The 22,522-nt window shown below is 64.0% G+C and carries 18 protein-coding genes and 3 pseudogenes; 7 read left to right on the top strand and 14 right to left on the bottom strand.

Annotation, left to right across the window (positions count from 1 at the left end; translation table 11 throughout):
- Positions 1-1,341, bottom strand: a complete 1,341-nt coding sequence (locus ACVIIV_RS09820; protein WP_456744005.1) for a T6SS phospholipase effector Tle1-like catalytic domain-containing protein — start codon at positions 1,339-1,341, stop codon at positions 1-3.
- Between the two features lie 92 nt (positions 1,342-1,433).
- Between ACVIIV_RS09820 and ACVIIV_RS09825 the strand changes: the two genes are divergently transcribed.
- Positions 1,434-2,189: a hypothetical protein gene (locus ACVIIV_RS09825; RefSeq protein ID WP_456744006.1), complete on the top strand. Its 756-nt coding sequence runs from the start codon at positions 1,434-1,436 to the stop codon at positions 2,187-2,189.
- A gap of 199 nt (positions 2,190-2,388) precedes the next feature.
- Here the strand turns inward: ACVIIV_RS09825 and ftsZ are convergent, their stop codons facing one another.
- The 5 genes and pseudogenes from ftsZ to rpmB all read right to left on the bottom strand — a co-directional run bounded on the left by ftsZ (position 2,389) and on the right by rpmB (position 6,431).
- On the bottom strand, positions 2,389-3,648 hold the full coding sequence (gene ftsZ, locus ACVIIV_RS09830; protein WP_456744007.1) for a cell division protein FtsZ: 1,260 nt from the start codon (positions 3,646-3,648) through the stop codon (positions 2,389-2,391).
- Positions 3,649-3,699: 51 nt separating this feature from the next.
- The gene (locus ACVIIV_RS09835; RefSeq protein WP_456744008.1) at positions 3,700-4,209 is read right to left on the bottom strand and encodes a hypothetical protein; all 510 of its coding nucleotides are present in this window, start codon (positions 4,207-4,209) and stop codon (positions 3,700-3,702) included.
- A 130-nt stretch (positions 4,210-4,339) separates the two neighbouring features.
- A pseudogene (locus ACVIIV_RS09840) lies at positions 4,340-4,520 on the bottom strand (phospholipase effector Tle1 domain-containing protein); the annotation flags it as partial.
- Positions 4,521-5,119: 599 nt separating this feature from the next.
- On the bottom strand, positions 5,120-5,935 hold the full coding sequence (locus ACVIIV_RS09845; RefSeq protein WP_456744009.1) for a WYL domain-containing protein: 816 nt from the start codon (positions 5,933-5,935) through the stop codon (positions 5,120-5,122).
- Positions 5,936-6,122: 187 nt separating this feature from the next.
- Positions 6,123-6,431: a 50S ribosomal protein L28 gene (gene rpmB / locus ACVIIV_RS09850; protein ID WP_456744010.1), complete on the bottom strand. Its 309-nt coding sequence runs from the start codon at positions 6,429-6,431 to the stop codon at positions 6,123-6,125.
- A 548-nt stretch (positions 6,432-6,979) separates the two neighbouring features.
- On the opposite strand from rpmB, the gene ACVIIV_RS09855 reads away from it, so the two are divergent.
- From ACVIIV_RS09855 to ACVIIV_RS09875, 5 genes and pseudogenes are all read left to right on the top strand, one after another.
- Positions 6,980-7,789 carry a DUF3108 domain-containing protein gene (locus ACVIIV_RS09855; protein WP_456748697.1) on the top strand — a complete coding sequence of 270 codons (810 nt, stop codon included), beginning with the start codon at positions 6,980-6,982 and terminating at the stop codon, positions 7,787-7,789.
- Between the two features lie 799 nt (positions 7,790-8,588).
- Positions 8,589-12,024 (top strand): annotated as a pseudogene (locus tag ACVIIV_RS09860) (helicase-related protein).
- Between the two features lie 13 nt (positions 12,025-12,037).
- Positions 12,038-12,307: pseudogene (locus ACVIIV_RS09865) on the top strand (RNA-binding S4 domain-containing protein); the annotation flags it as partial.
- Positions 12,308-12,439: 132 nt separating this feature from the next.
- The gene (gene fdxA / locus ACVIIV_RS09870) at positions 12,440-12,778 is read left to right on the top strand and encodes a ferredoxin FdxA (RefSeq protein ID WP_028176917.1); all 339 of its coding nucleotides are present in this window, start codon (positions 12,440-12,442) and stop codon (positions 12,776-12,778) included.
- A gap of 343 nt (positions 12,779-13,121) precedes the next feature.
- Positions 13,122-13,931: a CarD family transcriptional regulator gene (locus tag ACVIIV_RS09875; protein WP_456744011.1), complete on the top strand. Its 810-nt coding sequence runs from the start codon at positions 13,122-13,124 to the stop codon at positions 13,929-13,931.
- An 87-nt stretch (positions 13,932-14,018) separates the two neighbouring features.
- On the opposite strand, the gene ACVIIV_RS09880 is transcribed toward ACVIIV_RS09875, so the two are convergent.
- Both ACVIIV_RS09880 and ACVIIV_RS09885 read right to left on the bottom strand, forming a co-directional pair.
- The gene (locus ACVIIV_RS09880; RefSeq protein ID WP_456748698.1) at positions 14,019-15,407 is read right to left on the bottom strand and encodes an adenylate/guanylate cyclase domain-containing protein; all 1,389 of its coding nucleotides are present in this window, start codon (positions 15,405-15,407) and stop codon (positions 14,019-14,021) included.
- A gap of 138 nt (positions 15,408-15,545) precedes the next feature.
- Complete coding sequence (locus ACVIIV_RS09885; protein WP_456744012.1) at positions 15,546-15,911, bottom strand: winged helix-turn-helix transcriptional regulator; 366 nt, start codon at positions 15,909-15,911, stop codon at positions 15,546-15,548.
- A gap of 108 nt (positions 15,912-16,019) precedes the next feature.
- On the opposite strand from ACVIIV_RS09885, the gene ACVIIV_RS09890 reads away from it, so the two are divergent.
- Positions 16,020-16,724: a glutathione S-transferase family protein gene (locus ACVIIV_RS09890; protein ID WP_456748699.1), complete on the top strand. Its 705-nt coding sequence runs from the start codon at positions 16,020-16,022 to the stop codon at positions 16,722-16,724.
- 30 nt (positions 16,725-16,754) lie between these two features.
- Here ACVIIV_RS09890 and ACVIIV_RS09895 read toward each other — a convergent pair whose 3' ends face one another.
- The 6 genes from ACVIIV_RS09895 to cyoB are packed head-to-tail and all read right to left on the bottom strand — an operon-like array spanning position 16,755 to position 22,522.
- The gene (locus ACVIIV_RS09895; protein WP_407116357.1) at positions 16,755-17,288 is read right to left on the bottom strand and encodes a response regulator transcription factor; all 534 of its coding nucleotides are present in this window, start codon (positions 17,286-17,288) and stop codon (positions 16,755-16,757) included.
- Positions 17,278-18,681 (bottom strand): ATP-binding protein, encoded by a 1,404-nt coding sequence (locus tag ACVIIV_RS09900; protein WP_456744013.1) that lies wholly within the window; start codon positions 18,679-18,681, stop codon positions 17,278-17,280. Before ACVIIV_RS09900 ends, ACVIIV_RS09895 begins: the two co-directional genes overlap by 11 nt.
- On the bottom strand, positions 18,653-19,504 hold the full coding sequence (locus tag ACVIIV_RS09905; protein ID WP_456744014.1) for an SURF1 family protein: 852 nt from the start codon (positions 19,502-19,504) through the stop codon (positions 18,653-18,655). Before ACVIIV_RS09905 ends, ACVIIV_RS09900 begins: the two co-directional genes overlap by 29 nt.
- A 13-nt stretch (positions 19,505-19,517) precedes the next feature.
- Positions 19,518-19,898 carry a cytochrome o ubiquinol oxidase subunit IV gene (gene cyoD, locus ACVIIV_RS09910; protein ID WP_456744015.1) on the bottom strand — a complete coding sequence of 127 codons (381 nt, stop codon included), beginning with the start codon at positions 19,896-19,898 and terminating at the stop codon, positions 19,518-19,520.
- A complete protein-coding gene (gene cyoC, locus ACVIIV_RS09915) occupies positions 19,895-20,524 on the bottom strand; it encodes a cytochrome o ubiquinol oxidase subunit III (protein ID WP_027573863.1) in 630 nt (209 codons plus the stop codon). Before cyoC ends, cyoD begins: the two co-directional genes overlap by 4 nt.
- Entirely contained in the window at positions 20,525-22,522 is a 1,998-nt protein-coding gene (gene cyoB / locus ACVIIV_RS09920; protein ID WP_456744016.1) for a cytochrome o ubiquinol oxidase subunit I, read from the bottom strand.

Genomic DNA, 22,522 nt, shown 5'->3' on the forward strand with positions numbered 1-22,522 from the left:
TCACCCCGTCACGCCCTCCTGCACCTCCGCCCCCAGCTCCACCCCCGGCCCCACCGGCATCGGCACTGTCACGTACTCCTTCGGCAGATTCACCGGCCGGTAGTTCGGCTCCACCGCCATCCGCTTCAACACGCTCTCATGCACATGCGCGCCTTCGGGGATGACGCGCGGCTCGCTGTCGGGGATGTAGAAGCCGAAAGTGACCTTCCGCTCCGGCCACTCCTTGTACTTGGCGCTCTTCGGCAAGTATTCCAGCACGCGCCAGGCCGCATTCATGGAATCGTGCAGCATGCCCGTCTGCCCCGTGTAAGCCGGCTCGACATATCTGAACGGCGAGTTCTTGCGCTGGACGCCCCAGGCGAGCTGGTTCACCGTGCGCGGGTTGAACTTCAGCCCGGCCTTCTCGGCCTCCGCGATCATCCAGATCAGCGGATATTTGGAGTCCCCGCTCTCGGCCTCCGGATAACCGCCGCCGACGTCGCAATGCACGCCGGCGAACCACACCTGCAGAATGTCCTGCGGCACCTTCTTCTCATCAGGCACGTAGCGGTTGCTCCAGAACTCCTGCGGCTCCCAGTACTTGTTCAGGCGGAACATGCGGCGCCGCTCGTCGATCGCGATCGCCTGCCGGAAGATCTTGACGCTCGGATTACGCCGCGTGAAGGCGAGCTCCTCCAGGCTGAACAGGAAGAACAGATTGTCGCGCCGCGGCACGATCACGCTCGCCACCGTGTCCCAGACGCCGACGAAGTGGATGGTCGGCCAGCGCGTCGAGGTGATGCGCGCGAACTGGGCGGCGAGGTCGAACTCGTCCTTCGGCAGCGGCCCGCTCTCGTCGACGGCGACGTCCTTGAGGTCCTCGATGTCGTTGCCGCGCCCGGTGCCGGAATATTGCTTGTAGGCGACGAGGCCGCTCCCAGCGAGGTTCGCCTGCTCCGGCGAGATCAGCCCGATCTTGTGGATCAGCCCCGCCAGCACGCGAACCGTGTAAGCCCCGCGCGAGAAGCCGAACAGATAGATCTTGTCGCCGGGCGCATAATGCTGAACCAGGAAGCAATAGGCGCTGAGCACGTTGGCGTCCAGCCCATAGCCGGTGGCGAGCCCCAGCACCAGGTTGATGTTGGCCTTCCAGCGGTGCCACGTCGTCGGCTCCGTCACCGTGCCGACCCCGGGATCGTAAAACACCATCTGCCGCGGCTGCGTCTTGTCCGTCTTGCGCAGGCAGCGATAGAGCTTCAGGACGTTGGAGATGTTCTCCGAGATCTCGTTGCCGGTCCCGTCACAGCAGATGACGAGGTGTTTCGGCTCGGGCTTGTGGTCGGTGCTGGCTGCGTGCTCCATGGGATGCGCCTCCGGGTGATGCTACCGGGGCGAGTATAGCGGAAAGAGGTGGCAGCGAGGAGACAAAGGCGGCGCCGCCGGCATGCAGCCCCATGGCCACATCGTCTGTTGACATTAACCTCTTGTTAACCATGCGGTCGCCTAATGTTGACGATGGGGGGATCATCATGTCGGCCCATGTGACGCGACCGAAGTTGATGCCTGTTTCGGCCGATCCGGCCATCCGGTCGGTGGCGAGGCTGGCGGTTCGCGCCAAGGCCGTCCTACAGGGCAAAACGCCTGTCCTACGGAGCACAGTCATGTTCGGAAAGGACGACTTAGTGGACAATCTCAGCCGCGATCTCGATCGCGCACGCCTAAGACGCGATGCACTCGCATCCGAAGCCACCACGCTGGCGGCGCAGATCGCCGAAATCGAAGCCCGCCTTTCGGAAGAGAAGAAAAGGCGGGAGCGTGAGCGCGTCCTGAGCGAGATCGAAGCGATCAAGACGCGAATCAAGCAAGCCGCCGGCGCGTTTGCGCCTGTCGTCGACGGTCTCTCCAGGGCGATCGAATCGGCCGCGGCCGTTGTGCCCGAGGCGCGCGAGCTCAATAGTTTCCTGGTGTCGGTGGCGACCGAGATCGACAGCGTGCTCGATCCCCTCTTGCGCGAGCTGGATCAGCGTGCGGATGCGGTGCGATCCGGACAGGCAGCGCTGGACTTGCCGAGTTCGGCCATTGAAGCGCCGCCCATCGAGCTGCCGAAAGACACCAACGAACGCCTGCTTCGCTTTCCGGCCTGGCTGTCGCGCGACAAGGAGTCGGACAAGAAGGAAACCGCGGAGAGCCCGCGCAGCACGGCAGCGTGAATTCGCTGCGTTGTGCAGCTCGGGAAGCTCGTCTTAGGTTTCCACAGCGTCATGGCCGGGCTTGACCCGGCCATCCACGTCTTTCTTGCTTGGTTGGAACAAAGACGTGGATGCCCGGCACAAGGCCGGGCATGACGGGCTGGGCCAAGAGCGCTCGCTTTCGCTAGCTACAACTGAGTCAGACGGCTCTCGCCACCGCTCAGTTGGCGGCGCGGCGCAGGAAGGCCGGGATATCGAGAACGGCCTCGTCGGGCGCATTGCGCGCAGCGGTGCGGCCGTAAGGATCGAGCGGCCGGTCGGCCGCGTGGCGCGCATGGTCCAGACCCGGCCGTGCCGGTGGCCCCACGGGGTGGTGCGGCTGCGGGCGGAGCGGCGGGCTTTCCACTTGCGGAAGGGGTGCTCTGCGCTCGATGCGATCGGCGATGCGGCGGCCGTCGTTGCGCAGCCTGCCGGCGAGCTGCGTGAGGGCGGTTTCCACCGGTTGCGCCTGCTGCGCCGGGTCGACATTGTCGATCCCCGTCGCCACCACCGAGACGCGGACGATGCCTTCGAGGCTTTCGTCGAACGACGCGCCGACGATGATGTTGGCGTCCGGGTCGGCCTCGTCGCGAATGCGGGTGGCGGCTTCGTCAACCTCGTACAGCATGAGATCCTTGCCGCCGGTGATGGAGATGATGAGGCCGCTGGCGCGCTTGATCGAGGGGTTCTCGATCAACGGATTGGAGATCGCGGCGACGGCGGCGGCGAGCACGCGCTTCTCGCCGGAGGCCTCGCCGCGTCCCATCATGGCCTTGCCCTTCTCCTTCATGACGGAGAGGACGTCGGCAAAATCGAGATTGATCAGACCTTCCTTGACGATGAGGTCGCTGATGCAGGCGACGCCCGAATAGAGCACCTGGTCGGCGAGGGCAAAGGCATCGGCGAACGTGGTCTTCGCACTGGCCACCCGGAACAGGTTCTGATTCGGGATGATCAAGAGGGTGTCCACCGTCTTCAGCAATTCCTCGATGCCGGCTTCGGCAAAGCGCATGCGGCGCTGGCCCTCGAAGTAGAACGGCTTGGTGACCACGCCGATGGTGAGGATGCCGAGCTCGCGCGCGGCCCGGGCGACGACGGGGGCCGCCCCGGTGCCGGTGCCGCCGCCCATGCCTGAAGTCACGAACACCATGTGTGCGCCGGTCAATTGATCGCGGATCGTATCGATCGCCTCTTCGGCTGCGGCGCGTCCCAGTTCGGGCTGCGAGCCGGCGCCGAGGCCTGCGGTGACGTGGGTGCCGAGCTGGATGAGGTGCTTCGCCTTCGACATGGCCAGCGCCTGTGCGTCGGTGTTGGCGACCACGAACTCGACGCCTTGCAGCCCGGCCGTGATCATGTTGTTGACGGCATTGCCGCCTGCGCCGCCGACGCCGAACACGACGATGCGGGCCTTCATTTCGTGGATGTCGATATTGCCAGCCATTTTTCCCTCGCGATTGGTCCGGCAAGCCGGGGATGGAGAAAGTCTCGAGCGCTACCTGCAAGCCGCGCGGTCTGCTTTGACGATGGCGGCGGCCAGATGTCCCAATCGACGCGCGGCGTGTCCCGCGATCGAGCTGCCCCGGCGATCGGTCCGCAGCGCCGCCACTTCGTCTTCCAGTCGTGCCGCCCACGCATTGGCTGCCATGGTCTCGGTGGTCGCCTGCTGTAGCTCGACGGCGAGGCGATCGGCGCGGTCTCGCTCGCGCTCGAACACGGCCCTGTAGGCGGTTGCGACTTCTTCGAGCCGTGCGATCTCCGCCTTGAAGGACTCGATCTTGATTGCCTCGATCCTTGCCACGGAGGCGGCGATGGGGTCTGCCGGGCGGGCACGTCGCGGGCGAGGCGTGTACCGGAGTTCGGCTAGATCAACGCTGACCAGGGCCTTGCCGTCATCCGAACGCGAGCGCGGCAGCCGGCGTCGTCTCGCCAGCGACCGCGCGGCCTCGCGCGAGATATTGAGGCGGGCACTGAGATCGGCATACGTCAACAACGCAACGCACATCGGCGCTTCTCCTGGAGCGAACCGGGAAGGCATTTCGAGCTAATGATGGCTGGACGATTACAGCAGGCTAGGCTGCGTTGGTTAATGAAGGGTTAACGGCGAGCGGCGCTGTTTACCGTTGCTGTCACCGCCCCGCCCCCGGGATCGCAGAGCAGCATCTGCCGGGCTGCGTCTTGTCCGTCTTGCGCAGGCAGCGATAGAGCTTCAGGACGTTGGAGATGTTCTTCCGAGATCTCGTTGCCGGTCCCGTCACAGCAGATGACGAGGTTCTTGCCGACGGGCTTGTGGTCGGAATTGGCTGCGTGCTCCACGGGATGCGCCTCCGGGGGATGCTACCGGGGCGAGTATAGCGGAAGATCCAGCGGAGAGGGAGCTGAGAGATCGACTGACGAGCGGGGGCGCGCGTTCCTCTAGATTAATCTTGGATCGACAATCAGTGCTCTGTGTGACATTCGTCAGTAAAGCGTGCTGTTACGGCAAGATGAATCATGGCGGAACAAGGTAAGAAAAAGACCGAGCAGTCCTTCGGCTTGGATCCAAAATTGGTGGCGCAACTAGACTGGGATCGAGCTCTCAAACGAGTTATTCATGATCTGCGATCGGACTTCATATGGTCTCCACATTTGCGATTTTTGTACAAGCACGCCGGAGACGATCTCGTAAAGTTGCTTCGAGCAGAGCTAAATAACGGCACGTTTCATCCCGGAATTCCATTGACTATTGAGGTCCCGAAGCCGTTTCGGATTAGAATCGCCGGCTCAAATTCGCGGAGATTGGGGCCTCCCTTTAGCCGGCCAGGGAGCATATTCGTCGCAACGCACCCGTCGAGGCTACGGCCTAACTGAATGGCGCGATACACTTTAAGGTCGCGGGACAGGACGTCGGCGTTGGCATCGAGCAGTAAGGTCCGTCAGCAAAGTTCGATTTTGCTCATCCGGTGCACCGCAAACGTCCGATTCGCCTTGCGAAGGTGGCAGTAGCCAAACAGACACAGCTTGCCCTCCTTCTCGACCTTTACCTTCCTTCCGAGAAGGTCCTGAAGTTCGGGAATTGTAAGCTTCCGTAGTTCGCGAGGAGTTACAGTGCGGTTCAAGGCTGACCCGCGTGGCTTCTTGTAGCGGAAACGTATGTTCTTTCGCTGTGACAGCGCCTTGTTCAGTAGTTGGATTTTCTGCTCGATCGCGCTGAGTTCGTTCGGGTTACGCTCAGTATATTTGAACGCTCGTCCCCCATGCCTCGCGCTATGGCAACTTTCACAAAGTAGACAAAGGTTCTCAAGCTTATGAGTGCCACCTTCGCTCAGGGCTCGGATGTGATGTAGATGAAGCCTCCCGCCGACCCCACAAGCACTGCAGGAGCGATGATCGCGCGCGTAAACGAGTCGCTGGCGGTCGTCCCAGTCCGGTGGATATTTGGGCCATAGATCATAGATCGCGCGAATCTTTTCGAGAATTGTCTCTCTGTTCTCTCGAGTGGTTTGTATCTGCGCGGTGAGGCGTTGTTTGGCTGCGTAGAATTCAAGCTGACGCGATTGAAAGAAAATGTGCGAGATTGAGACGACAAGGCTGGCCGGTCTCTGAAGTTCTGTGAGGAGCGCTCGCTCTCTCGCTCTGGTGTCCTCGGCCTTCTGCTTGAGCTCTTCAAGGCAACGAGTGTGAAAAATGGAGCCGTCGATGAGGGTGCCGTCGATTACGATGCCGGTGGAGCAGATGCAGCAGCTACTCACGGCATTTTCCTTCAATCGACCCGGGGCGAGCTAACTCAGCCTAGTTTAACAAGCTGGTTGCAGCAATCTCAGGTCGATTACCTATAAACAAAAGCGGCCGGATCTCCCGATCCGGCCGCTACTCAAACTCTACTGGCTAAGCCTACGCCACGCGACGCAACTTAGCCCCCGCCCAATTTCCGAAATCTCAGCTCGCCTGCTTCGCCGGCTGAGTGTCGCCGACCTTCTTCTGGATGGCGCGCTTCAGCTCGACCGCGCGCGGGGAGAGCGCATCGGCGTTGGCCTTGAGCAGGAAGGCATCGAGGCCGCCATTGTGGTCGACGCTCTTGACCGCGTTGGTGGAGACGCGCAGGCGCACGTTGCGGCCGAGGGCTTCCGACATGAACGTCACGTTGACGAGGTTCGGCAGGAAGCGGCGCTTGGTCTTGATGTTGGAGTGGCTGACCTTGTGGCCGACGAGGGGGCCCTTGGCCGTCAGTTCGCAGCGGCGAGACATGGCAAAATTCCTTATCCTGAACCCCCAACGATGTGCGGCCGCCATCCGGGGCGCCACGGGGGCAAATTCTCTGTCCTTGCAGGGAGCGGGCGGACGTATAGGGGGGAAGGGGCGGGACGTCAAGGTTTTGGGCGGTCTTTGGGGCCGCCCGGGTGGTGCGCTCCCTCCCCCGCACGCGGGGGAGGGTTGGGGAGAGGGCTCTCTCCTCTGGGAGGCCAGACGTCATTACGGATGGTGTCCCCCAGAGGAGAAAGCCCTCACCCGCGCTTCGCGCGACCTCTCCCGCAAGCGGGAGAGGTAAGGGAGCCCTCAGCTACCTTCCGATCACCAAAACGGCAATGATTAGCGCGCCTTACAATCACATAAAGGGCGTATTCGCCGCCGAAGACTCCGGTGGAGTTCCCGGGCCTTGGACGCCCCGACACATTGTTTGCTGCGATTTTTGGCTTAAGTAACAGCGCATCGCGCTCCGATTGGATTGTTTCGTGCTGACAACGCCCCCTTTCGCGCAAAACCTGCGCCCGGCCCGCCTGCGGCTTGCCGGCTGGCTGGCTGCGTTTTGCGGGCTGGCCCTGGCGTGGGGCACAGCGCCGGCGGCGGCGCAGGGCAAGCTCGAGGCGCAATATGAGGCCTCGCTATCAGGCATTCCCGTCGGCAAGGGCGCCTGGAACATCGATATCCAGGACGACGTGTTCTCGGCGGCGGCCGCCGGCGGCACCACGGGGCTGCTGAAGTCGTTCACGGGCGGCTCCGGCACCGGCGCCAGCCAGGGGCGCATCGTCAACGGCGCGCTGGTCGCGACCGGTTACCAGGCCTCCACCACCACCCAGAAGAAGACCGAAGAGATCCGCATCACCCTCGACAAGGGCAATGTGAAGGATTTTGCGATTTCACCGGAGCCGCCGGTCGATCCCGACCGCATCGTCGTCACCGAGGCGCATCGCCGCGGCGTCTGGGACCCCATGACGGCTTCGCTGCTGCGCGTGCCCGGCACCGGCGATCCGGTTTCGCCGGAGGCCTGCCACAACGCCTCCCCCGTGTTCGACGGCCGCATGCGTTACGACCTCAAGCTCGATTTCAAGCGGATGGAGACCGTGAAGGCGGAGAAGGGGTACAAGGGCCCGGTCGTGGTCTGCGCTCTCTACTTCGTGCCTGTGGCGGGCTACATCCCCGACCGCCCCGTGATCAAATACCTCGCCGCCCAGCGCAACATCGAGATCGCGTTCGCCCCCGTCGCGGGCACGCGCATCCTGGTCCCGTTCTGGCTGAAAGTGCCGACGCCGCTCGGGCCGGCCATGCTGGAAGCCACCAGCTTCATCACCTCGCCCCAGCCGCCAAGGGTCGCGAAGACGCAGTAAGTCTTTAGCCGCGCAACTTTCTTTGCCCGACCGTCACCCTGAGGTGGCCGCTTCTTCAGCGGCCCTCGAAGGGCGACAGCCCGCCTCGCGCCACGAGGATGTCAGCGCCAGCCGACCCATCCGGGCCGTCCATCCTTCGAGGCTCCCGGCGCGATGCTGCGCATCGCACCACTCGCACCTCAGGATGACGGCGAAGCAAAAGGAAAATCTTGATATTTCAACCACTTACCTACTGTGCATGGGGTTGTTTTCGCAGTTTTTGTTTCGGCAGGGTCCGCGGCCGGGGAATCCATTTGACTCCTCCCTGATTCTGATTCGACTCCGCGCCGTCCCCAGCTTTAACGAATCCGGCCGCTTGTGCGGCCGCGCAAAACTCCATCTAGTGCGCAACCAATACGAGTCCCGCGACATGTTGCGTGAACGGAACAGGACTCAATTGGGAGTCAGCGATTCGGCCGCGATTCGTTCTAGAGTCGTTCCGAAGCTTAAAGCGAACGGAAAAAGCGTCGCAAAGTGAGACAGTTGCGCAGGATTTGGGGAGGCTGCTCCGGCACGTCCGGTGTCACGTCCCGTCACCCTGAGGTGGCCGCTTCTTCAGCGGCCCTCGAAGGGCGACGGGCCCGGCTGGTGCGACAACGAAGCGCTGGAGCGGCAGCCGGGCCGTTCATCCTTCGAGGCTTCCCACGCGGCGCAGTGCGCCGCGCGGCTCGCGCCTCAGGATGACGGAGCTAGTCTGGCCGCCTCGCCGCCTCATCCAGCACTGACATTCGCCCAAATCGCCACTACCTAATCCCTGGACATGGCTTTTTCCTCCTCCCCCTTCGCCTCCGAGCGCGCCCTTCACGATCGAGTGCCTGGCGCGGGCGTCACTGCGGTGCTCGGGCCGACCAACACCGGCAAGACCCATCTCGCCATCGAGCGGATGCTCGCGCATCCCTCGGGCATGATCGGACTGCCGCTGCGCCTGCTCGCGCGCGAGGTCTACAACAAGATCGCCGACAGGGCCGGCGCCGCCAGCGTCGCGCTCGTCACCGGCGAGGAGAAGATCAAGCCGAAGAATCCGCGCTATTGGGTGTCGACCGTCGAGGCGATGCCGCGCGACCTCGATGTCTCCTTCCTCGCCGTCGACGAGGTCCAGATCGCCGCCGATCTCGAGCGCGGCCACGTCTTCACCGATCGCATCCTCAACCGCCGCGGCCGCGACGAGACGCTGCTGCTCGGCGCTGCCACCATGCGCCCGATCATCGAGCGGCTGCTGCCGGGCGTGTCCATGATCACGCGGCCGCGCCTGTCCAGCCTCGAATTCGCCGGCGACCGCAAGATCACGCGCCAGCCGCGCCGCACCGCCATCGTCGCCTTCTCGGCGGATGAAGTCTACGCCATCGCCGAGCTGATCCGCCGCCAGCACGGCGGCGCCGCCGTGGTGCTGGGCTCGCTCAGCCCACGCACACGCAACGCGCAGGTGGCGATGTTCCAGAACGGCGACGTCGATTACCTCGTCGCCACCGACGCCGTCGGCATGGGCCTCAATCTCGACGTCGACCACGTCGCCTTCGCCTCCGACCGCAAGTTCGACGGCTATCAGTTCCGCCGCCTGACGCCGTCTGAATTCGCGCAGATCGCCGGCCGCGCCGGCCGCGCCACCCGCAACGGCACTTTCGGCACCACGGGCCGCTGCGCGCCGTTCGAGCCCGAGCTCGTCAACGCGCTGCAGAACCACACCTTCGATGCCGTGAAGGTGCTGCAGTGGCGCAACTCCAAGCTGGATTTCTCCTCGCTCGGCGCGCTGCAGGTGTCGCTGAACCTCGCCCCCGGCCATGAGGCGCTGACGCGCGCGCCGATTGCCGAGGACATGCGCGTGCTCGACCACGCCGCCCGCGACGGCGAGGTGCGCGGTATCGCGCATGGCAAGGCGGCGGTGGAGCGGCTCTGGGAGGCCTGCCAGGTCCCGGACTATCGAAAACTGTCGCCGGCCGCCCATGCCGAGCTGGTGACGACGCTGTACGGCTTCCTGATGCAGAAGGGATGCATTCCCGATGCCTGGTTCGAGGCCCAGGTCACCCAGGCCGACCGCATCGACGGCGACATCGACACGCTGTCGGCCCGAATCGCCCAGATCCGCACCTGGACCTTCGTCGCCAACCGCCCGGACTGGCTGAGAGACCCCGAACGCTGGCAGGGGATCACGCGGGAGGTCGAAAATAAATTATCGGATGCGCTCCATGAACGCTTGACTGAGCGTTTCGTTGATCGCCGGACCAGTGTATTGATGCGCCGCCTGCGGGAGAACACGAGCTTGAATACTGAAATCGGCAAGACCGGCGAAGTCATCGTCGAAGGCCATGTCATCGGCCGCCTCGACGGCTTCACCTTTGCACCGGATGCGGCGGAAGCCGGCTCGGATGCGAAAGCCTTGCAGGCCGCAGCGCAAGCGGTGCTCGCCGGCGAGATCAATGCGCGCGCCGAGAAGCTCGGCAACGCGCCGGACGAGCAGTTCGTGCTGACCTCCGAAGGCATCATCCGCTGGACCGGCGATGCCGTGGCGCGGTTGTCCGCCGCAGACGACGCGCTGCATCCGCGCATCCGCATCATCTCCGACGAGCGCCTGACCGGCGGTCCCCGCGACAAGGTGCAGGCGCGGCTCGAGCTCTGGCTCAAGACGCATATCGAGAAGCTGCTCGGGCCGATGTTCGAGCTGTCGAAGGCCGAGGACGTCACCGGCATCGCCCGCGGCATCGCCTATCAGCTGGTCGAGGCGCTCGGCGTGCTCGAGCGTCCGAAGATTGCCAGCGAGCTGAAGGATCTCGACCAGCCCTCGCGCGCGGTCTTGCGCAAATACGGCGTGCGCTTCGGCGCCTATCACATCTATTTCCCCGGCCTGCTCAAGCCCGCCGCGCGTGCGCTCGCCGCGCTCTTGTGGGCGCTGAAGCAGGACAATGTCGATCTCTCCGCGCTATCAGGCGCGCAGCATCTGGCATCGTCCGGCCGCACCTCGTTCCCGGTCGACAAGCAGCTGCCGCGCGATGCCTATCGCGTGCTCGGCTACAAGCAGGCCGGCGAGCGCGCCGTGCGCGTCGACATCCTGGAGCGCCTTGCCGACCTGATCCGCCCGGCGCTGGCCTGGCGCGAGAACTCGCCGGGCGAAAAGCCCGCCGGCGCGTTCGACGGCCGCAGCTTCGTGGTGACGCAGGCGATGACCTCGCTGACGGGCTCGGCCGGCGAAGACTTCGCCTCCGTGCTGCGCGCGCTCGGCTATCGCATGGAGAAGCGTCCGCCGTTGCCGCAAAAGCCTGTCGTCACCGAGACGGTTGCGGCCGAGACGCCGGCCCGCCGAGGGCAGCGCGGACACCTCGACCGAGATCGCGGCGGAGGCCGTTGCCGGCCTGCCGGTGGAGTCGACTGCATCGACCGAAGCCGCTGCCGAATCCGTCACGGTCGAAGACGCACCCGGCATGGAACCGCACGACGAGCCCGCCCAAGAGGAGGCCCACGAGGAGGCTCATGAGGAGCCGGCGCTCGAAGCCTCTCCAGAAGCGCCCGTCACGCCCGAAGATGCCCCCGGCATCGCGCCGCCGGCGGAAGACGCTGCGACGTCCACCGAGGCTGCCGGCCTCGAAGCTGCGGCCGCCGAGACCGCCGCAACGGAAGCTGCCGCATCGCCCGATGCTGCCGCGCCTGAGGCTGCGGCCGCGCCCGCCGAGCCCGAGCTCGTCGAAGTCTGGCGCCCGGCCGGCCGCCACGAGGATCGCAAGCCGCGCCACGAGCGCCATCGGCACCAGCGTCACCACCATCAGCCGCGTCCGCAGGCCACAGCTGAGGCCGGCGCCGTGCCCGCGGAAGGCGAGGCTGCGCAAGCCGCCGACGGCGAGAAGCGCAACGAGCGGCATCGTCACGGCGGTGGTCATCGCCATGGCGGCAAGGATTTCCGCCGGGGCCGCGACGGTGGCGAGGGCGGCGAGCGCCGCGACGACCGCAATCGCAGCTTCCAGGGCAAGGACCGCGACAAGGATCGCGATCGAAACCGCGACAACAAGAAGTTCGGCGGTGATCGCGACAAGGGCCGTGACAACCGTGGCCGTGACCGCGACAAGGGCCGCGACCGTCAGGGCGGTCCGTCACTTCGCCCCTACGCCTCGAGCGCGAATCCGCGGGAGCGCGATCGTCCGGCCGACCCGAATTCGCCGTTCGCAAAGCTCGCCGCGCTGAAAGAGCAGCTGTCCGGCCGCAAGGAGTAATCCCACGACGACCGAGCGGCAGCGCCTCGACAAATGGCTTTGGCACGCGCGGGTCGTGAAGGCGCGCACCTCCGCGGCCGAGCTCGTCGGGTCCGGCCACGTGCGCGTCAACGGCGAGCGCGAAAGGTCGCCGGGCCATGCGATCAAGATCGGCGACGTCGTCACCGTCGCGCTCGATCGCACCGTGCGGGTGTTGAAAGTCATTGGCTTCAACGAGCGCCGCGGCGATGCCGCCTCGGCACGCGTGCTCTACGAGGAGCTGAATGAAGCAAACCGAAATTAATTGCGCGCTTCATTCATTTCTTGGTCGATCAAACACACAAAGCCGTCATGATCGGGCCTTGCCGACCTTGCGGCGCCGGGCCATCCGCGCTACGCAAGCCGCGACTCTTAAAAGAGCTTTTCGGAGCGTTGGATGACTTACGTCGTCACTGAAAACTGCATCAAGTGCAAGTACACCGACTGCGTCGAGGTCTGCCCGGTCGACTGCTTCTACGAGGGCGACAACATGCTCGTCATCCACCCCGACGAGTGCATCGATTGCGGTGTGTGCGAGCCGGAATGCCCCGCCGACGCCATCAAGCCGGACACGGAACCGGGCCTGGACAAGTGGCTCCAGGTCAACGCCGACTACGCCAAGAGCTGGCCCAACATCACACAAAAGAAAGAATCACCCGCCGACGCCAAGGAATTCGACGGCATGGAAGGCAAGTTCGAGAAATATTTTTCTCCGAACCCGGGCTCAGGCGACTAATTCGCGCCCAAACTTAACCCTAATAGCTGCGCTTCAGCCGAAAACCAGCCCTCAAGACCCCTAAATCATTGATTTTTGCGGGAAATGTGCTATATTGGGCACATTAAGCCGAACCCCGTCAGCCCGTTGGCCCCTCTGGGTTCCCGTGAAACCAAATGTCGAACAGGGGCGTGGCAGTTTCCGCGCGCAGGCTGTGTCACAGAAAACGCGTAAAAAGAGTACTTCAGCGAGGGCTTCCCATAAGGAGGCCAAAAAAGTCGCCGCGGCCAGCCGTAGCGCATCCAAGGGTCGGACCGCGACGAAGGCGCCGGCTGCAAAGTCCTCGAAGAACAAAAGAAGCGCAATGCCTAACAAGACTGCCAAACCGGCCGCGAAAGCGACCGCTGCCAAGCCTGCTGCTGCCAAGCCTGTGACTGCCAAGGCCCCTGCTGCCAAGCCCGCGACGAAGGCCCCTGTTGCCGCTGCGCCTGCCAAGGCTCCCGCCGTCGCCAAGCCGGCTGCCAAGCCCGCTGCTGCGCCGAAGGTCGAGGAAAAGAAGGTCGTGACCCAGCGTCAGGGCTTCAAGGCCAACGAATTCGTCGTCTATCCCGCTCACGGCGTCGGCCAGATCCTGGCCATCGAGGAGCAGGAGATCGCCGGTGCGAAGCTCGAGCTGTTCGTCATCAACTTCATCAAGGACAAGATGACGCTGCGCGTTCCGACCGCCAAGGTCGCCAATGTCGGCATGCGTAAGCTGTCCGATCCGGCGCTGGTCAAGAAGGCACTGGAGACGCTCAAGGGTCGCGCCCGCGTCAAGCGCACCATGTGGTCGCGCCGCGCCCAGGAATACGAAGCGAAGATCAATTCGGGCGACATCGTCGCGATCGCGGAAGTCGTGCGCGACCTCTACCGCTCGGAGTCGCAGCCGGAGCAGTCGTATTCGGAACGCCAGCTCTATGAAGCGGCGCTCGACCGTCTCTCCCGCGAGATCGCGGTGGTGCAGCACTCGACCGAAACCGAAGCGGTCAAGGAGATCGAGGCCCAGCTCGCCAAGAGCCCGCGCCGCACCAGCGCCAAGGCGGAAGCCGCCGACGGCGAAGCCGACACGGATGCCGAGGGCGATACCGACGATACCGATGGCGACGACACCACCGTCGCCGACGAGGCCGCGTAAGCAGCTTCGTTCTGCGCAAGCCATCAAGAGCCCGGCCGTTGGCCGGGCTTTTTGTTTGGCTTCCTGACGCCGCGGGGGAGTTCGGCTCTACGCGCCGCGCGGCTGGGTCCAGATCGAGATCGGCTGCTGAATACCGCGGACCGCCCGCGGCTCTCGCGCTTCCAATGACTGAAACGTTGCGGCTGCGTGGCCAAGCTCGGCCTTCGCTTGGCTGACGAGGTCGTCACTTGCCACCAGCGCGCAATCGAACGTGCGGGTCAAGGCCTCGAGACGGCTTGCCACGTTGACGGTCGCGCCGATCACCGCAAATTCCAGACAGGTCTGCCCGATGTCGCCGAGCACCACCGGCCCATAATGCAAGCCAAAGCTCACATGCAACGGTGGCTCGCCTGACGCTGCCCGCCGATCGTTCCAACGGTCCGCCGCGGCGATCATGGCCTGGGCACATCGCAGCGCGTTGCTGGCATCGTGCTTGCCCACGAAGGGCGTGCCGAACGTCGCCATCAATCCATCCCCGAGATATTTGTCGAGCGTGCCGCTATGGCGGAAAACCTCCTGCTCCATCAATCCGTGGAATTCGCGCAACGTTCGCACCACCTCCTGCGGCGCGCGCGCATCGGCAAAGGCCGTGAAGCCGACGATGTCGACGAACAGCACCGCGACGTGTTGCGTGCGCACGAGCTTCAACGGCTCGTCCTGCTTGGACAATTCCGCCACGACATTGGGCGAGAAGTAGCGTGCGAGGTTGCCGCGCTCGCGCTCCACCGCGGCATGCCGCACCAAGAGGTCGTTGCTGCGGCGGACCGCGAGCGCCAAGGTCATGGCCACGATCATGAATACGACGATCTCCTGGACGCGAACGTGGAACCCGATCGCGCTGGGCGAGATCATCGCAAGCAAGCGCTGATCGCCGCCTGCTGCGGCTGCGATGCGGGCCGTCAGCGCAGGATCGCGATCGGGTTGCCACCAGACCCAGGCCATGCCGATGATCCAGAGCGCGCCCGTCCACACGCCGACCGCAACGACGGTCCGCCAGGTATAGGCCAGTGTGGCGCCTGCGAGCAGTACGAAGAAATAGATGAAGTTACCGAAATGGTACTGCATCGCGACCGGCCAGTGCGAGGCTCCGAACGGATTGGGAACCACGATGAGGCAGGTGAGCAGCGCCAAGTCGCAAAACAGGAGTGCCAATTCCGGCCATGACACGCCCACCCGCCCAACCCTGACCTGAGCCCAGCCGATCAGTGCGAACAAGCCGAGCAGCGCCACGTAGTAGAGCTGCTCCCAGGCCGGGTTGATCACCAGCAGCAGGCAGGCAATGACGACGAGGGCGACATAGCGCGCCCGCACCGCGAGTTGCAGCCCCTCCCGCTTGGCGGACGTCAGCGCGGCCTGTGCGAACTGAACTGTTTCGGCATCGCGCTTGCTCGGCGCGGGCGAAAGTGCAGCCGGCAGGTTGAAGCGCTCGACGAGCATGGTCACGAAAGTCTCCTCGCTAGAGCATGATCCGGAAAAGTGCGTAGCGGTTTTCCGAAAAGATCATGCTCAAACAATAACCTAAAGCGCGATGACGATTCATCCTAATCGCTTCGCGCTTTTGGGTCTTCAGCCGATTCAAGTCCGCTGCGTCGTTGCCGAGACGCCGATTTCACCCCCACGTCCGTCAGCCCTAGCTGAAACCAACGCCCACCAGTCCCCCAAGGCATCGATCAACGGCACGAGGGCATGACCGGCGGAGGTCAGATCGTATTCCACGCGCAGCGGATATCCGCCGAATTCAGTGCGGGTTACGATACCGGCGTCTTCCAGCTTGCGAAGCTCGAGCGTGAGCATCCTGTGTGAGATGGTCGGATTGTCCCGGCGCAAGTCGCTGAAGCGCTTGGTGCCCTGCTTCAAATAGTAGATCAGCAGCGTCGGCCAGCGACCGCTCAGAATCTGCATCACTTCCTCGATGGGACATCTCGAAACGAGATCCTTCATCGGCGCCTCCAGGTTACAAAAAAGTTCGTAATTTACTTGATGCGGCGAGCGACTAGGGTCGCATCACCGCTGCGCAGCGTGATCATCAGAAATCACGGAGAATGGATCATGGACCCAATTCTACTCTACGGCTTCCCGAAGGGAAGCTCCATGGGGCTCGTTGCGGCTCTCGAATGGCTGGGTAAGCCATATCGGCTGTGTCGGGTCGACATGATGGGCGAGATGCGAAGCCCGTCATACGCCCGCATCAATCCGCGACATGAGACGCCGGCATTTATCACCGAGCAGGGCGAGGTGCTGACGGAAACGATGGCTATCGCGGCCTGGCTCGAAGCCAGGGATGTCGAACGGCGCATCAGCTTCGATCCACTGTCGCGGCAAGCCGATCGAATGCATCAGCTCATGGCGTTCGTGAATACCGGTTTCACCGCCGCCTTTGCGCCGCTATGGGCCGCAATGGAAGCCGAAACCATGGAGCCTGCCGCGAAGTCGGTCCTGCGTGCCTTTGGCACAACAAGGGTCATCGAGCGTCATGACAAGCTCGAAGGGATGATCGAATCGCGGCAATTCCTGCTCGGGGAGCGGCCGACCCTTGCCGACGCCTTGCTTGTCGGCGTGGCGCGCTGGCTCGACTTCCACGCGGTTGCGGAGAGGAGCCGCTGGCCGAAGCTGGCGGCGTTGCGAGCTCGCCTCGAAGCGGATCCCGCGGTCCTCTACGCTACCGCTCTGGAGGACGGCGACTCTGGTCCGGCAACGGGATTGTGCACAGGCCACGTCGCGCTGGCCGACGTGATTGCGCGGTTCGGCAAATAGGGAAGAAGGAGGAGCCTCGGCGCGCTCCTCCTACTTCACCGGGCGCTTCTCGAGCTTCCTCGCCAGCGTCCGCCGGTGCATGCCCAGCCGGCGGGCCGCTTCCGAGATGTTGAACTCGGTCTCGATCAGGGTCTGGTGGATGCGCTCCCATTCCAGGGTCTTGATCGAGGTCGGCCGCGCATCGAGCGCGACTTCGGCGTTGCCTTCGGCTTTGTGGAAGGCGGCTTCGATGTCGTCGGTGTTCGACGGTTTTGCCAGATAGTGGCAGGCACCCAGCTTGATCGCCTCGACGGCGGTGGAGATGCTGGCAAAGCCGGTCAGCACCACGATCAGCATGTCCGGATCATGCGTGTGCAAGAGCTCGACGCAGGCGAGCCCCGAGGCGCCGCCGAGCTTGAGGTCGACCACAGCATGGCCAAAGGTGCGCTCCTCCAGTACTTGGCGCACCTCCTCGATCGAGGCGGCGAGCACGACCTCGTAACCGCGCCGCTCGAACGAGCGCTTCAGCGTGCGCGCGAAGCCGGCGTCGTCCTCGACGACGATGAGCGAACGGTCAGGCGTCAAAATTCCCTCCGATCGCAAGCGTTGCGAGCGGCAGCGTCAGGCGCACCGTGGCGCCGCGCTTCCTGTGGTTCTCGGCAGTCACGCCGCCGCCCAGCTTGCGCACGACGTTCACCACCAGGAACAGACCGAGCCCGCCGCCGGCGCGGCCCTTGCTCGACTGGTAGGGCTTGCCGAGCTGCGCCAGCATCTCCGGTGCAAAGCCCGGGCCGCGGTCAGAGATCGACAGCACGAGATTGTCGCCTTCGCGCTCGGCCACCAGCTCGACCCAGTCCCGCGAAACCTCGTAGGCATTGTCCAGCACGTTGAAGATCACCTGCTTCAGCGCGATGTCGGAGACGATCGCGACGTCTTCGCCGAAGGTGTTGACGAAGTAGAGCGTGCGGGCCGAGCGCGCATTGCGCCATTCGTCGACCAGCGCGGTGACGAAAGCCGTCACCGTCGTCGGCGAGGAGCCTTCGCCGCGCGCTTCGCCCGCCGACACCAGGATGCCTGTGACGATCGACTTGCAGCGCTGCAGCGAGGTTTCCATCTCCGCAAGATCCTCGGCAAGCTCCTGGTCGGCGGCGAGATTCGGCATGCGGCGCCAGTCGCTGAGGATCACCGAGAGCGAAGCGAGCGGCGTACCGAGCTCATGGGCGGCGCCGGAGGCGAGCAGGCCCATGCGGACGATGTGGTCCTGCTCGGCGGCATGCTGGCGCAGCGCTGCCAGATGGGCGTCGCGCTCGCGCAAGTTCCTGTTGATGCGGGTGACGAACACGACCAGCAACACGGCGTTGAGCACGAAGCCCAGGAGCATGCCGGCAACTGTGAGACTGTAGGTCTCGCTGACCGGATTTGGCGGCAGATCGAGCGGGCGGTAGGCGAGCGTCAGCCAGACGAAGCTCGCGCAGGTCAGGGCGACCAGCGACCAGGTCGAGCGCGCATCGAGCAGCACCGCGCCGAGCGTCACCTGGAGCAGGAACAGCGAGGTGAAGGGATTGGTGGCGCCGCCGCTGAGGTAGAGCTGCGCAGTCAGCGCCGCCACATCGAGCATCAAGGCGACGAGCAGCTCGTTATTGGTGATCGCGGCGCGATGGCGCACCCACACCAGGCTGGAGACGTTGAGCAGCACCAGCGCGCCGATCACCGCGCCCATCCGCTCGAGTGGCAGGGGGATGCCCAGACCAAAATGCACAGCACCGATGGTCACGATCTGGCCGACCACCGCAGTCCATCGCAGCTGGATCAGCAGCGCCATGTTCTTGCGGTTGGTCTCGTCGTCGGTCGGCGCGGTGCCGATCAGCTCGCTGCGCGCGTCGGCCTGCGATTGCAGCGTGACGGCCTGCCCGTCACGCCCAAGCGTCTGGGAAAGCGTCTTCCCGTCGTCAGGTCGGCTCGACGATCGTTCCAGCATCTGATCCCGTCCTGCGGGCGACAGCATCCGAGCCGCCGGCCGTTTCGTGGACGAAGCGCTTGCGGCGGAACAGCCCGCCGCCGAATGTGACGAAAAGTCTGCCGGCCAGCATGAAAGCCAGGGCAAACCACGTCAGCGCGTAGATCAGGTGGTTATTGGGAAAGCGGATCACGGTCAATCCGCCGATTGGACCGCCGGCAATTTGTGATCCGGCGTCGGCATCCACGAAGAAGGGCGCAGCCTCCCGAAGACCGCGTGCCGCCGTGATGGCGGCGACGTCCCGCGAGTACCAGCGGTTGTGCTGGGGCACGTTGTTCCGGAGAAAGCCGCCTTTCGGCTCGGTGATGCGGAGCAGGCCGGTGATCTCGACCAGACCGTCGGGATTGCCGTCCCTGCGTGTCGACGCATCGCGCCGCTCGGACGGAACGAAGCCGCGGTTGATCAGCACCAGCGTGCCGTCATCGCGCTTGAGCGGCGTCAGCACCCAATAGCCCGGGCCTTCCTCGGTGACGGCCTGAACCAGCGTCTCGCGGTCATGCAGGAAGCGGCCGCTGACGCTGACGTGCCTGTATTCGTCGTTTGCGGCGCTGATGGCGGGCCACGAAGCGGGCGAAGGGATCGGCATCGCCGGGGCATGAACGCGTTGCTCGACGCGATCGATCAGAGCCAACTTCCAGGCGCGGCGCTCGATCTGCCAGACGCCGAGCGCGATCAGAAGTACAAAGGCGATGAGCGAGAGGACCATGAGCCACAAGGGAGGGGCGCGCACAGCCTCGCTGTGCGTCCCTCCTGCCTTGCTCGTCACGGTCCGAATCTTGCTCACTCTAGAGCCTTGCTCACTTCATTCCCGTCATCTGGTGGACCGGCATCATGTTGCTGTTGAGGTGGCTCATCACCCACAGCGAACCGGACAGTGCGATCACCACCATCACGATGGTGAAGATCAGCGCCATCATGCTCCAGCCGTTCTCGGATGTCGTGTTCATGTGCAGGAAGTAGATCATGTGAACGACGATCTGCACGACCGCGAAGGCCATGATCACCAGCGCGGTGACCTGCTTGCTCGGCAGCGTTCCGCTCATCACCAGCCAGAACGGGATCGCGGTGAGCACCACCGAGAGCACGAAGCCGAGCATGTAGCTCGAGAACGTGCCGTGAGCGTGGCTGTCGCCATGGTGATGATCGTGCGCGCCAGCTGCGTGGGTATCGGTGCTCATCGCAGAACTCCCAGGAGATAGACGAAGGTGAAGACGCCGATCCAGACCACGTCGAGGAAATGCCAGAACATCGACAGGCACATCAGGCGGCGGCGGTTGGCCTCGATCAGGCCGAATTTCTGGACCTGCACCATCAGGGTCACCAGCCAGATCAGGCCGCAACTGACGTGCAGGCCGTGGGTGCCGACCAGGGTGAAGAAGGCTGACAGAAAGGCGCTACGCTGCGGGGTGGCGCCCTCGTGGATCATGTGGGCGAACTCGGTGAGCTCGATGCCGATGAAGGCGGCGCCGAACAGGCCGGTGATCGCCAGCCACATCTGGGTCTGGGCGATCTTGTTCTGCTGCATCGTCAGCATCGCAAAACCGTACGTGATCGACGACAGCAGCAGCATTGAGGTGTTCACCGCGACCAGGTTCAGGTCGAACAGGTCCTTCGGCGCGGGGCCGGCGGCGTAATTGCCGCCGAGCACGCCGAAGGTGGCGAACAGGATCGCGAAGATGAGGCAGTCGCTCATCAGGTAGATCCAGAAGCCGAGCGAGGTGCTGTAGCCTTCCGGATGCGGATGCTCGTCGGCGAGATAGAAGACCGGCTCGCCGGTTTGCGTGGGGTTGACAGCGATCGTCATTTACTTGGCTCCGGCGAGCAGTTTGGTGCGCGCGTCCTCGGTCCGGATGACGTCTTCAGCCGGAATGTCGAAGTCGCGGTGATAGTTGAAGGTGTGGCCGATCCCGACGGCGAGCATCGCGATGAAGCTCACGGCGGCCAGCCACCACATGTACCAGATCAGGCCAAAACCCATCGCGGTGGCGAAGCCGGCGAGGATGATGCCGGTGCCGGTACTGCTGGGCATGTGGATCGGCTTGAACCCGGTGAGCGGACGCTGGTAGCCGCGCTTCTTCATGTCCCACCACGCGTCATTGTCGTGCACGACGGGGGTGAAGGCGAAGTTGTAGTCCGGCGGCGGCGAGGAGGTCGCCCATTCCAGCGTGCGCGCGTCCCAGGGATCGCCGGTGACGTCCTTGAGCTGCTCGCGCTTGAGCAGGCTCACTGCGAACTGCATCAGCATCGAGAGGATGCCGATGAAGACGAAGACGGCACCGATCGCGGCGATGACGAACCAGATCTGGAGAGAAGGATCGTCGAACACGCGCAAGCGGCGGGTCACGCCCATCAGGCCGAGCACATAGAGCGGCATGAAGGCGAGGTAGAAGCCGGTGACCCAGAACCAGAACGACATCTTGCCCCAGAACGGATCGAGCTTGAAGCCGAACGCCTTGGGGAACCAGTAGTTGATGCCGGCGAAGGCGCCGAACACCACGCCGCCGATGATCACGTTGTGGAAGTGCGCGATCAGGAACAGGCTGTTGTGCAGCACGAAGTCGGCCGGCGGCACCGCGAGCAGCACGCCGGTCATGCCGCCGATCACGAAGGTCAGCATGAAGGCGATCGTCCACATCATCGGCAATTCGTAACGGATGCGGCCGCGATACATCGTGAACAGCCAGTTGAACATCTTCGCGCCCGTCGGGATCGAGATGATCATCGTGGTGATGCCGAAGAACGAGTTGACGCTGGCGCCCGAGCCCATCGTGAAGAAGTGGTGCAGCCACACAAGGTACGACAGGATGGTGATGACGACCGTGGCGTAGACCATCGAGGTGTAGCCGAACAGCCGCTTGCCCGAGAAGGTCGAGGTGACCTCGGAGAAGATGCCGAAAGCCGGGAGAACCAGGATGTAGACCTCGGGGTGACCCCAGATCCAGATCAGGTTCACGTACATCATCGGGCTGCCGCCGAAATCGTTGGTGAAGAAGTTGGTGCCGACATAGCGGTCGAGCGACAGCAGCGCGAGCACGACGGTCAGGACCGGGAAGGAGGCGACGATCAGCACGTTGGTGCAGAGCGAGGTCCAGGTGAACACCGGCATCTTCATCATGGTCATGCCGGGGCAGCGCAGCTTGACGATGGTGCAGATCAGGTTGATGCCGGATAACGTCGTGCCGACGCCGGCGACCTGCAGTGCCCAGATGTAATAGTCGACGCCGACATCAGGACTGTAGCCGATGTTCGAGAGCGGCGGATAAGCCAGCCAGCCGGTGCGGGCGAATTCGCCGATGAACAGCGAGGCCATCACCAGCACCGCACCGCCGACCGTCATCCAGAAGCTGAAATTGTTCAGGAACGGGAACGACACGTCGCGCGCGCCGATCTGCAGCGGCACGACGTAGTTCATCAGGCCGGTGACCAGCGGCATCGCCACGAAGAAGATCATGATCACGCCGTGGGCGGTGAAGACCTGGTCGTAGTGATGGGCGTTGAGATAGCCTTCGGAGCCGCCAAAGGCGAGCATCTGCTGGCCGCGCATCATCAGCGCGTCGGCAAAGCCGCGCAGCAGCATCACGATGCCGAGGATCATGTACATGATGCCGATGCGCTTGTGGTCCACCGTGGTGAACCATTCGCGCCAGAGGTAGCCCCACAGGCGGAGGTAGGTGAGGCCGCCGAGCAATGCGGCGCCGCCGAGCGCGACCACCACGAAGGTGCCGACGACGATCGGCTCGTGCAGCGGCAGCGATTCGATGCCGAGCCGGCCGAAGATGAGCTTGAGAAGATCAGGAGACAT

The sequence above is a fragment of the Bradyrhizobium sp. USDA 4354 genome (assembly GCF_054060315.1).